This is a genomic window from Microcoleus sp. K5-D4 (assembly GCF_036704575.1).
In the GTDB taxonomy this organism is placed as follows: Bacteria; Cyanobacteriota; Cyanobacteriia; order Cyanobacteriales; family Microcoleaceae; genus Microcoleus.
The window spans coordinates 1-10,899 of sequence record NZ_JAUBSD010000139.1 but is presented as its reverse complement, the minus strand read 5'-3'; the positions used below and the strand labels follow the sequence as shown (position 1 = coordinate 10,899).

The following is a 10,899-nucleotide window of genomic DNA, read 5'->3' as shown; positions in this document are numbered from 1 at the left end:
CTCTATCTTGATTTTTTTGACGAGGTTAATAGTGCTTTAAGCTTTCAAACTATTCTTTTTTCTAGGTTCAGTTTTTTACCTTCCGGTTGTGGTTCAGTGAACCGCTTCCCTTCTGGCGCTTTATTAATATACTTATTTGGCAAGGGGTTGTCAAGCGTTTTGTGAAAATATTTTTGAGTTTTTTGGTAAGCCTTACACAGTGAGGGTTTGAGCTGTTTGTTTCCCATCCTGCCTCCGCTGGCTGACTCCTCTTTTCGGGAAGGGGTCTTTTTTTTTGCAAGATGGGGCTTTTGGGGGGAGTATCTACCGCGCATGGGTAGAATATCTCTACGTGTAGATGTTCTATATATAGATGTTTGATCGCCCCCTTATGAAAAAACCTGCCGCTCGTCCTACTGCCTTGTTCGTTACCTGCGCTTTACTGCTAATCGCTTGCAGTCAGACCAACACTCCCCAGACATCAACTGCCGTATCTCCAGGTACTTCGCCATCTCCGGCAACTTCGCCACAGGGTTCTGCTGCGAGGAACTCTACCGCTATTCCCATTGGGGTTGGGGTGGCGCAAACTAGCAATGTGGCTTTGCTGGGTCAGGAACAGGTGGCTGGGGCGAAAATTGCTGAGAAGTATTTCAACGATAAGGGCGGTGTGGATGGGACGCCTATTAAACTGGTGTTCCAAGATACCGGTGGAGACGAACAAGGGACGATCAATGCCTTCAATACTCTGATCAATCAGGATAAGGTGGTGGGTATTGTGGGCCCAACTCTGTCCCAACAAGCTTTTAGTGCCGATCCGATCGCCGATCGAGCAAAAGTTCCCGTACTCGGACCCTCCAACACCGCTAAAGGCATTCCCCAGATTGGCGATTATGTGACCAGAGTCTCCGCGCCTGTCGCTGTGGTAGCACCTAATGCGGTTAAGGCGGCCCTGAAGCAAAATCCCAATATTAAGAAAGTAGCCGTGTTTTTTGCTCAGAATGATGCTTTTAGCAAATCTGAGACTGAAACTTTTCAGACAACGGTTAAAGATATGGGACTGGAATTGGCAACAGTTCAAAAATTCTTGACTACTGATACAGATTTTCAATCTCAAGCCACTAATGCGATAAATGTCAATCCCGATTTGATAATTATTTCTGGGTTGGCCGCAGATGGAGGCAATTTAATTAAGCAGTTGCGGGAGTTGGGTTACAAAGGCGTTATCATTGGGGGCAACGGTCTGAATACTTCTAATGTGTTTGCGGTTTGTAAAGCACTTTGTGATGGAGTTTTGATTGCCCAAGCCTACAGCCCGGAATATGAAAATGAAGTTAATAAGGCTTTTCGCGATGCTTACCGCGCTCAATTTAAGAAGGAACCGCCTCAGTTTAGCGCTCAAGCTTTTACGGGCGTACAAGTTTTTGTTGAGTCATTAAAAGAAATTAATGCTAAGTCGAAGGTTAGCCAAAAACCTTTGGCAGAATTGCGTACAAATTTGAATCAGCAGTTGTTGAGTGGAAAGTACGATACGCCTCTGGGGGAAATTTCTTTTACGCCTGAAGGGGAGATTAATCAGAAAGAGTTTTATGTGGCACGGATTAAGATGGAGGCGGATGGCAATAATGGTAAGTTTGAGTTTTTGAAATGAATACAAAAGACGAATTTTGACACGGATACACGGATGAGTTATTGAGTGTGAGTCTGAGGTTAACTTCGCCGCCCCCCAAGGGGGGAAGTCAGAAGTCAGAGTAAAAATTGTATGCTGTTTGTTTTTGAATGATTTAATGTTGATGCCGAATCTCTAACTGGTGATGGACTTAACTCTGTTTCTGCAACAATTTTTGAATGGTTTGTCGATCGGCAGCGTGTATGCTATTTTTGCCCTGGGATACACGTTGGTCTTTTCTATTCTGGGAATTATTAATTTTGCTCACGGTGCAGTATTTACGTTGGGTGCTTATTTCACCTATGCGCTGATGGGAGGTACTTTCGGTTTTAATGGGTTGTGGGCTAACGCTCGAATTCCCGTGAATTTGCCTTTTGCTGTGGCGTTAATTTTGGGCAGTGTCATGGCTGGTTTGGTAGGAGTAATTGTTGAAAGAGTTGCTTTTTTGCCTTTGCGCAGGCGACACTCTGATTCTCTGCTGACTGTGGTTTCTAGTTTGGGTGTGGCTGTTGCGATAGCCAATATCATCCAATATCTTGTCGGTGCGGAAATTTACACTTTTCCTGCTAACACTTACGGCTATTTACCGGCTGCCATTAACTTCGGGACAGCGGATAAACCAATTCCGATTCGGACTGTTCAAATAGTAATTTTTGCGGTATCAGTTGCGATTGTGGCTGTCTTAACTTACTTAATAAATTTTACTAAATTTGGCAAAGCAATGCAGGCTGTGGCTGAAAATGCGACTACTTCTAGTTTATTGGGGATTGATACTGATAGGTACATTGTGTTGACGTTTTTTGTGAGCAGTTTTCTGGCGGGTTTGGCGGGGAGTTTGGTGGGTTCTAGTGTGAGTATTGCTGGACCGTATTTTGGTATTGCTTTTGGTTTGAAAGGTTTGGCGGTGATTGTACTTGGTGGGTTGGGGAGTATTCCTGGGGCAGTTTTGGGAGGTTTTATAATTGGTTTGGTGGAGGCTTTTGTGCCTGGGGATTTTTCTGCTTATAAGGATGCTGTTGCTTTTGCTATATTGTTTATTATGCTATTGGTTAGACCGCAGGGTTTGTTTGGACGGCGTTTGATTCAGAAGGTGTAAGATAATTCGGCGATTGAAATCGCTTAAGAGTCAAACTAAGTCCCTCTCCAAAAGACTAAGGAATAGAGGTGTTTGATTTAAAAGGTGTCAGAAAATTCGGCGATTGAAATCGCTTAAGAGTCAAACTAAGTCCCTCTCTAAAAGACTAAAAAATAAAAAAAGTTATGAATGAATTTTTTACTACTTACGGGTTTTTGATTGTCTCGATGTTGCTGGGTGCAATGTTGGGAATGTCGCTTTATTTGCCTCTAATGACTGGACAGTTGTCTCTGGCTAGCCCTGGTTTTTATGCTTTGGGTGGGTATATTGCGGCGATTTTGTCTACGACGGTTTTTCAACAGACAGGGGGTTTATTTCCACTGCCATTGTTGTTATTAGAGATGATAATTGCAGGGGTTGTTTCGGGGTTGCTGGGGATTTTGGTGGGAATTCCGGCGCTGCGGTTGAGTGGGATTTATTTAGCGATCGCAACTATTGCTTTTGTGGAAATTTTGCGGGTTTTATCGCTGAATCTAGATATCACTGGTGGGGCTGTGGGGATTTTTGGGATTCCGCAACCGTTTGCGACGCCGATCGAGTATTTGTGGATTGTAGTACCTTTACTGTTGGTAAGTATGGCGATTGTCTATCGGCTGGAACGCATTCGGGTGGGGCGGGCTTTTGCTGCGATTCGGGCTGATGAGTTGGCGGCTGATGCGATCGGCATTAACCCAACTTTTTATAAGGTTTTGGCTTTCACGTTAGGTGCTGTTTTAGCTGGGGTTGTGGGTGCAGTTAGCGCCCATTTTTTGAATACTTGGAACGCGCGTCAAGGGACTTTTGATGCTAGTATTATTTACTTGACTTCTGTGTTGATTGGTGGTAGCAGAAGTTTTCTGGGAGCAGTTTTGGGTGGGATGGTGTTTACTGCTTTGCCGGAGGTTTTGAGGGGGATCGCAACTATTCAGGGATTGCCGATTTGGTTGGCGCAATTTCTGCGGGATGGACGTTTAATTATTTTTGGGTTGCTGATTGTTTTGGGGACGATATTTTTTCCGCAAGGTTTGGTGACGCCGGAGTTGTTGAAGAAATTTAAAAAGGCCGATCGTACTTCTGTTTAAAAAAAGATGGCCAGCCATCGCCGACCTCAGCAATCATCACTACCGTATCGTGGGTGCGGACTTCAGAGTCGATCGGCTTTCCCGATTCATTGGGGAACCGCCTTAGTTTGATCGCTGCCAATACTCAGATGAGAAATGCCATGTTTCTGGTACACCATCGACAACGAAATACGGCGAAACGCAGTTGTAGCCAACTGGTTTAGATGATTAATTCATGGTTTATTCGGTCTTTGTGGATATTCGATCGCTCTTCTCAATGAAATCACTAACTTTGACCCATTGAGAAGAGCTTTGTATTGTTTTCAGGAAGCAGATAGAAAATGCCTAACCTTGATTTACTGCGCTGGATTCCATGAACATAGTTTCCCAAATGTGGCCATCTAAATCCTGAAAGCCATGACTATACATAAATCCGTAGTCTTGTGGTTCATTGTAGGTCGTTCCGCCAGCAGCAACTGCCTTGCTAATCATTTGATCCACTTCTTCTCGGCTCTCGGAAGACAAGCACACCAGCACTTCTGTACTCTTGGTGGCGTCGCAAATTGGGTTGGGTGTAAATTCCTTGAACTTGGCTTCTGTCAAAAGCATGACGAAGATGTCTTCGCTCACAACCATACAAGTGGCAGTTTCGTCAGTAAACTGGGCGTTAAAACTGAATCCAAGTTTAGTAAAAAATTCGACAGACCGATCGAGATTTTTGACGGGTAAATTCACGAAAATTTTAGTAGCCATGTTTTCTCCTTTTTAACTTCGATCGCAAGGTGAAACATTAACGATTTTTCGCTAATGTTTGAATTGAAGGGTAAGGCCTGTGAGCAAATTTGAAAGGGTTAGGTAGCTGGCTGGACATTAATCATCCACGGTGTGCCAAATCGATCGACAAGCATTCCAAAACGGGTAGACCAGAAGGTCTCTTGGAATGGCATCTTTACCGTTCCGTTTTCTGCCAATTTTTGAAAGATCCGCTCCGCTTCGACCAGATCGTCAAATTGAAGATTCACAGAGAATCCCTGTGGTTTTTTAAAGTCATCGGGTAGAGTGTCAGAACCCATCAATACCATTGAACCAACAGTTAAGTTGGCGTGCATGATTCGATCGCGCTGTTGGGAGGGAATTTCCTCAGACATCGGCGCATCCCCATAGGTCATCATCCCGTCGATTTTGCCACCCAAACACTGTTCGTAGAATTTAAATGCAGCTTCGCATTCACCGTCAAAAAAGAGATAAATATTCGATTGCATCATGTACTCCTTTGGTTAATAGTCGATCGAGCAATCCATTCATGGGAAATGATGTGGCTGCCGGACGAAAAGTCAGGCAGTATTTATGCCCTCAAAAACGCTGGAGTTGTTCTGCCCCCGCCCGAATGCGTTCTTCCTGTTCCCTGAGTTCGGGCGTCAAGCATTCGCCGAAGTCCTCTGCTGCAAAGATCGGGCGAATTTCGATCTCGGATTCTCCTGGCATCGGGTTGGGGCAGCGTTTGACCCAGGCGATCGCTTCCTCCATCGACTGCACTTGCCAGATCCAGTATCCGGCAATCAGCTCTTTTGTCTCTGTGAACGGCCCGTCAGTCACGCTGCGATTTGTGCCTGAAAACCTCACCCGCGCTCCTTTTGAGCTGGGATGCAGCCCTTCGCCAGCCAGCATAATTCCCGCCTTGACCAATGCTTCGTTGTACTGCCCCATTTCCGTCAGAAGCTGTTCGCTGGGCATGACGCCTGCCTCTGAGTCTTCGGTAGCTTTGACTAGAACCATGACTTTCATAGTGAAATCTCCTTTTGTTTATGGTTGTTGAGCTGGGCTAAGGTGCGATCGAGAAAACGGCTTTAGACGTTTCTGGATCGAAGGGGACAGAGCAATGCTCGTGCACGATCTGCCACCTGCCATGTTTCCGCTGGCACCCAGAGGTGATTCGCATCCACATCTGCGCCGCTGGGTGATCTTTTGGCATCCCTGTGAAGTGAAAAAGCCAGTGCGCGATCGCCAAATCACCGCTCACGGTGAGGCTGAGGTCTCGCATCTCAATTCCGAAGGAGTCCGGGAAGCAAGGCAGGCAGGCCTCCCACCTCCGTCGAAATTCATCTGCACCTTTGGTTTGGAACGGCGGTATGGCATCGAAAATAATCACATCTTGGGCGTAGTGCGCCATGATGCGATCGAGGTCTTTGGCGCAGATGGCACTGGCGGTATCTGCGATGATTTGTCGAATCAGGGCTTCGTCTTTTGTTTTGGTGGTTTCGGTTGTCACAGTCATCGCGGTATCTCCTTATTTATATCGATTGGTTTTCCGGGCGCAGATTGAAAACTGCTAACCCTTGCTCTACCATCTAGTCGAATAGAGGTGCGTGCGATCGACAAGTTGAACATTTTTTCTGAAAAAGTTTGTCAGTGCGGATGTGGAAGTTTGCGTTGAGCGGTATTGACAAGCGAATTTCAAAGGTGGTACCCGCCACGTGATTTATCCGTGGAATCAATCCAAAATCGAAAATCGAAAATCCTCAAGAAAGAGCATTTATCTCGCGCAAGTCAATCTAAAATCTAAAATCTAAAATCTAAAATCGATTGACGGCCACTACTGGTCTGATGGCAAGCCCGACAGTTCCACGATCGGGCGAATTTCAACCGTACCTCTACTGGCGCTTGGTATGCGTGCTGCGATCGCGATCGCTTCGTCAAGATCCTTGGCATCGATCAGAAAGTAGCCGCCGAGTTGTTCGCGCGTCTCCGCAAACGGCCCATCGGTGACAAGTTTTTTCCCGTCACGCACTCGAATACTGGTTGCTGTGGCGATCGAGTGTAGCGGCGAAGCACCCAAATATTGACCGTTCGCTTGCAGTTCTTGGGTTAGCTGCAAAGACTTTGCGTAGCATTGCTGCAGCTCGCTTTCAGTCCAGGCATTTTCGTCGCTGTAAATCAGCAATATGTATTTCATCGTTACTCCTAAATTCGATCTGAGATAGTCGCCTTCATTTATATCAATTCCGGTTAGATCGGAATGATTAAACCACAGAGGACACAGAGGACACAGAGAAAGAGAAGAGAGAGATAATAACTCCGATGTCAACGGATTTGATATTAGTAGTCGTTCGGCGAGGCTGCAAATCGACAGCGCAGCAAAAAATTTTTTCAGCCTAACTCGCGAAGGCGTTTTTCGAGAAAACGACGCTCTGGTTCCTGTTTCACGATCGCCAGCGCCTTTTGGTAGGATTCTCTGGCATCAGCCGTTCTGCCCAGCCGCCGACACAAATCGGCTCGCGCGGAGTGTGCCAGATGGTAGTCTGCCAAATCGCCGCGCGCTAATATTTCGTCGATCGATTGCAGTCCCGCTAAGGGGCCATCGCGCATTGCCACTGCGACCGCCCGATTTAAGGCAACAACGGGCGACGGCTCTAATTGCACGAGCAAGTCGTATAAGCCCACAATCTGCGCCCAGTCCGTTGCAGCAGCACTCTGGGCCTCTGAATGCACGGCTGAGATCGCAGCCTGAAGCGTGTAGGAACCAAACCGTCCCGATGATAGCGATTGCCGCACCAGCAACCTGCCTTCAGAAATTTGTGCTTGATTCCAGAGCGATCGATCTTGGTCTTCTAGAAGGATCAGGTCGCCTGTGGAGGAAGTGCGTGCGGTGCGCCGCGATTCTTGCAGCAGCATCAGCGCCAGGAGTCCAATCACCTCGGAGTCTGGCAACAGTTCCATTACCAGCCGTCCCAAACGGATCGCTTCGCCAGCGAGATCGGCCCGCGTCAACGATCTGCCAGATGAGGCCGCGTACCCTTCGTTAAACACCAGGTAGATCGTTTGAAGCACGGTGTCCAATCGATCGGGCAAATCGGTTTTCGACGGCACTTGATAAGGGATGCGTGCGGATCGGATCTTCGCCTTGGCCCGCACGATCCGCTGCGCCAAGGTGGGGGGAGCAATCAGGAAGGCGCTGGCAATTTCCTCGGTACTGAGTCCGCAGACTTCCCGCAGCGTCAACGCCACCTGAGCTTCTGGCGACAGGGCCGGATGACAGCAAGTGAAAATCAAGCGCAGGCGATCGTCCTCAACGTCCTCGTCATCCTCGATTGTGGTGTGACTCGGATCGAGTTGTTGAGCGAGTTCTGCCAAGTGCGTATCAAAGCGGGCGCGACGGCGGATGGTGTCGATCGCTTTAAAGCGACCCACTGAAACAAGCCACGATCGTGGGTTAGCGGGAATGCCGTCACGGGGCCATTGCGCTACAGCCACAGCGAAGGCTTCGTGCATCGCCTCTTGGGCGCGATCGAAGTCGCCGAGCAAGCGGATCAGGGTGGCTAAAACGCGGCGCGACTCGGACCGGTACACAGCTTCCACCTGCTGACGGATTTGATTGGCTGCTGTCTCATTCATAAACCGTTCACCAAACAAAAATATATTATCGGCCGTGCCGCAGAGTACGATGCTCCCATTGCGCCCGTGCAATCCGCCAATCGACCTCGCTCCAACCGCGATCGGACATCCATGAGGACCCTGGGCGGGTAGCAACTACTTCTGCTCCTATCCACTGGGCCAACCGAGCGATCCGGGTATTTGCACTGACGGTAGACCCGGAGATCGCCTTCAGATCGAGTTCCGCGAACCCAAAGTCGAGCAGCGCACGCCCCACCTCGATCGCGTAGGCATATCGCCCCCAATAGGCTGGTGCCAGTTCAAGACCAAATTCCATCTCGCCAGTTTCAGACAATCTTCGCCGCAGTCCACAGCAACCGACAAGGGCGTAAGGTTCCTGTCGTTGTACGATCGCCAATTGGTAATTCAGTCGAGGGCGATCGTCAGCCCAGGTCTGAAACATCTCGAATAGACGTGCGGCCTGGTCGGGACTAGACCGATCGGGTTCGTAAAATGTCTGGTTGCGCGGATCGGCTTGATACTCCAAGAATGGCGATCGATCGGAATCTACAAAGTCACGCAGCAGAAATCTTTTGGTTACAATCTTTATCATGATTTACAACTTTAATTATCGGCTATTAAACAAACATCATATTCTGCCAAATCTTAATAGTTTTGTCACTGCTGCCGCTAGTCAAAAACTCTCCTTCCGGGCTAAAACTAACGGAATAAACAGAGTTAGTATGACCTGCAATATTACAGATTTCTTGACCGTCTTTCACTCGCCAAATCTTGATTGTTTGATTGCTGCTGCTAGCCATAATCTCGCCATCGGGACTAAAAGCAATAGAATCAACATACCAAGAATGTCCTGTGATAGTTAAAACTTCTTGCCAATCTTTGACCCACCAAATTTTAATAGTATTGTCATGGCTGCCGCTCGCCAAAAACTCTCCATTTGGACTAAAAGCTATGCAGCGAACCGAGTCTGTATGACCTGTAATTGTGCGAATTAGCTTCCCATCTTTAACTCGCCAAATTTTGACTGTTCTGTCCCAACTGCAGCTAGCAAGAGTTTCGCCATCAGGGCTAAAAGCAACAAAATAAACTAAATTGATGTGACCCGCAAGCGTGCGAATTTCTTGCCCGTCTTTGACTCGCCAAATCTTGATTGTTCTGTCCCAACTGCTGCTAGCAATAATTTCGCCATCGGGACTGAAAGCGGCGCCGTAAACTGAGTTACTGTGACCGTTCAGGGTGCGGATTTCTTGTCCATCTTTCATCCGCCAAAGTTTAACAGTTTTGTCGTGGCTGCTGCTGGCTAGTATCTGTCCGTCCGGGCTGAAAACTACTGTATAAACCGAGTTAGCGTGTCCTGTGAGGGTGACAATTTCTTGCCCGTCTTCAACTCCCCACAGCTTGATTGTTTTGTCATCGCTGCCGCTGGCTACAACTTCTCCGTTGGGGCTGAAAGCCACAGAGTAAATTAAGTTTTTGTGACCTGTGAGGGTGTGAAGACATTGCCAGTTATAGGTTTGCTGTTGGGGCTGGGCGGGAGTTTTTCCTGGTTTAACTAACTTGGAATTTGTTTGAGGAATTGCTAGATTGATCGCAACTTGGGGATTAATTTCTTTTAATACTTCAACAGCGGTTTGATAGCGGCGGTTGGTAGCATTTTCAATCATTTTGTCTAAAATTTTCCCGAGTTGTTCACTCACCGGGTTGTTGGCCAAATACTGCCGCCATATCCAGGCATCTTCACCAGGATCGAAGAGGTCAAAAGGGGAAACTTGAGTTAGCAAATACAAACAAGTTACCCCTAAACTGTACAAATCGCTGGTAAAAAATGCTTTGCCTCTAGCTTGTTCGGGGGCGATGTATTCCGGGCTGCCGATGCTGGTTCCTGTTTTGAGTAATGCTGTACCTGTGGCAATTTTTGCGGCGCCAAAGTCTACTAAAACTAATTGTTTGTCGGCGCGGCGGATGATGTTCCCAGGTTTGATATCTCGGTGAATAACGTTGTGGGAATGGATGAAGTGAAGGACGGGTAATAAGCTATTGAGTAAGTCTTGAATTTGATTTTCTGTAAATGTGCCTTCTGTTTCTACAATTTGTGCTAAATTTTGCCCGTCGATAAATTCTTGGACTACATATTGTCTGCTGTCTTGAATGGAATAGGCTAATAGTTCTGGAATTTGAGGGTGTTTGCCCAATTCGTCTAATCGCATTGCTTCTTGTTCAAAAAGTTCGGCTGCTTTTTTGCTGTTGCGATTGCTTGCTGATGGGATGAGTTGGGTTTCTGGGGGTAAAAATTGTTTGATGACGCAGCGGGGTTTTGAGGGTTTGTCTTCGTCAACGGCGAGGAATGTTCTACCAAAACCGCCTTGTCCGATCGCCTTTATAGCCCGGTAGCGATCGCGCAGCAGCAGTTTTGAACGGCAGTTTCGGCAAATTTTGGCTGCGGGAGGGTTTTGCGGCTTGGAACAGTTGGGGTTTAGGCAGTAACTCATTCGATTTTAGATTTTAGATTTTAGACTTTAGATTTGGGGATTTGGGGATTTGGGATTTGAGCTTTGCGAAGCTAGATCAAATAAAACTTGTGCATAAATACCAAAGAAAGCGGGTTTTTACTCAGGGTAAGAGCATCTCAATTAGGCTTGACACAAGGACTCAGAAGAATCTAATGTAGGGTCAATAAAACAAGAAAA

General features: G+C 47.2%; 11 protein-coding genes. 3 read left to right on the top strand and 8 right to left on the bottom strand.

The genetic code is table 11. The annotated features are described in order from the left end of the window. Positions 1–370: 370 nt before the first annotated feature. From QUA77_RS27505 to QUA77_RS27495, 3 genes are all read left to right on the top strand, one after another. On the top strand, positions 371–1,627 hold the full coding sequence (locus tag QUA77_RS27505) for an ABC transporter substrate-binding protein (protein ID WP_333042828.1): 1,257 nt from the start codon (positions 371–373) through the stop codon (positions 1,625–1,627). Positions 1,628–1,790: 163 nt separating this feature from the next. Then, on the top strand, positions 1,791–2,741 hold the full coding sequence (locus tag QUA77_RS27500; protein WP_333453758.1) for a branched-chain amino acid ABC transporter permease: 951 nt from the start codon (positions 1,791–1,793) through the stop codon (positions 2,739–2,741). 164 nt (positions 2,742–2,905) lie between these two features. Further along, the gene (locus QUA77_RS27495) at positions 2,906–3,841 is read left to right on the top strand and encodes a branched-chain amino acid ABC transporter permease (RefSeq protein WP_333453756.1); all 936 of its coding nucleotides are present in this window, start codon (positions 2,906–2,908) and stop codon (positions 3,839–3,841) included. A gap of 324 nt (positions 3,842–4,165) precedes the next feature. Here QUA77_RS27495 and QUA77_RS27490 read toward each other — a convergent pair whose 3' ends face one another. The 8 genes from QUA77_RS27490 to QUA77_RS27455 all read right to left on the bottom strand — a co-directional run bounded on the left by QUA77_RS27490 (position 4,166) and on the right by QUA77_RS27455 (position 10,701). Then, positions 4,166–4,573 (bottom strand): VOC family protein, encoded by a 408-nt coding sequence (locus QUA77_RS27490; RefSeq protein ID WP_333453754.1) that lies wholly within the window; start codon positions 4,571–4,573, stop codon positions 4,166–4,168. Between the two features lie 98 nt (positions 4,574–4,671). Continuing rightward, complete coding sequence (locus QUA77_RS27485; RefSeq protein ID WP_333453752.1) at positions 4,672–5,085, bottom strand: VOC family protein; 414 nt, start codon at positions 5,083–5,085, stop codon at positions 4,672–4,674. 88 nt (positions 5,086–5,173) lie between these two features. Further along, positions 5,174–5,605, bottom strand: a complete 432-nt coding sequence (locus tag QUA77_RS27480; protein WP_333453750.1) for a YciI family protein — start codon at positions 5,603–5,605, stop codon at positions 5,174–5,176. A 37-nt stretch (positions 5,606–5,642) separates the two neighbouring features. After that, positions 5,643–6,095 carry a nuclear transport factor 2 family protein gene (locus QUA77_RS27475; protein ID WP_333042837.1) on the bottom strand — a complete coding sequence of 151 codons (453 nt, stop codon included), beginning with the start codon at positions 6,093–6,095 and terminating at the stop codon, positions 5,643–5,645. A gap of 318 nt (positions 6,096–6,413) precedes the next feature. Beyond that, a complete protein-coding gene (locus QUA77_RS27470) occupies positions 6,414–6,773 on the bottom strand; it encodes a YciI family protein (protein ID WP_333042838.1) in 360 nt (119 codons plus the stop codon). A 194-nt stretch (positions 6,774–6,967) separates the two neighbouring features. Further along, a complete protein-coding gene (locus QUA77_RS27465; protein WP_333042839.1) occupies positions 6,968–8,212 on the bottom strand; it encodes an RNA polymerase sigma factor in 1,245 nt (414 codons plus the stop codon). A gap of 25 nt (positions 8,213–8,237) precedes the next feature. Further along, positions 8,238–8,804 carry a GNAT family N-acetyltransferase gene (locus tag QUA77_RS27460; protein ID WP_333042840.1) on the bottom strand — a complete coding sequence of 189 codons (567 nt, stop codon included), beginning with the start codon at positions 8,802–8,804 and terminating at the stop codon, positions 8,238–8,240. 25 nt (positions 8,805–8,829) lie between these two features. Next, a complete protein-coding gene (locus QUA77_RS27455; protein WP_333042841.1) occupies positions 8,830–10,701 on the bottom strand; it encodes a serine/threonine-protein kinase in 1,872 nt (623 codons plus the stop codon). Between the last annotated feature and the right edge of the window lie 198 nt (positions 10,702–10,899).

What these genes read in the sequence shown, in the direction of transcription:
- QUA77_RS27460 (WP_333042840.1), bottom strand. Translation starts at nt 8,804, where the DNA reads ATGATAAAGATTGTAACCAAAAGATTTCTGCTGCGTGACTTTGTAGAT.
- QUA77_RS27480 (WP_333453750.1), bottom strand. Translation starts at nt 5,605, where the DNA reads ATGAAAGTCATGGTTCTAGTCAAAGCTACCGAAGACTCAGAGGCAGGC.
- QUA77_RS27465 (WP_333042839.1), bottom strand. Translation starts at nt 8,212, where the DNA reads ATGAATGAGACAGCAGCCAATCAAATCCGTCAGCAGGTGGAAGCTGTG.
- QUA77_RS27455 (WP_333042841.1), bottom strand. Translation starts at nt 10,701, where the DNA reads ATGAGTTACTGCCTAAACCCCAACTGTTCCAAGCCGCAAAACCCTCCC.
- QUA77_RS27505 (WP_333042828.1), top strand. Translation starts at nt 371, where the DNA reads ATGAAAAAACCTGCCGCTCGTCCTACTGCCTTGTTCGTTACCTGCGCT.
- QUA77_RS27490 (WP_333453754.1), bottom strand. Translation starts at nt 4,573, where the DNA reads ATGGCTACTAAAATTTTCGTGAATTTACCCGTCAAAAATCTCGATCGG.
- QUA77_RS27475 (WP_333042837.1), bottom strand. Translation starts at nt 6,095, where the DNA reads ATGACTGTGACAACCGAAACCACCAAAACAAAAGACGAAGCCCTGATT.
- QUA77_RS27485 (WP_333453752.1), bottom strand. Translation starts at nt 5,085, where the DNA reads ATGATGCAATCGAATATTTATCTCTTTTTTGACGGTGAATGCGAAGCT.
- QUA77_RS27495 (WP_333453756.1), top strand. Translation starts at nt 2,906, where the DNA reads ATGAATGAATTTTTTACTACTTACGGGTTTTTGATTGTCTCGATGTTG.
- QUA77_RS27500 (WP_333453758.1), top strand. Translation starts at nt 1,791, where the DNA reads ATGGACTTAACTCTGTTTCTGCAACAATTTTTGAATGGTTTGTCGATC.
- QUA77_RS27470 (WP_333042838.1), bottom strand. Translation starts at nt 6,773, where the DNA reads ATGAAATACATATTGCTGATTTACAGCGACGAAAATGCCTGGACTGAA.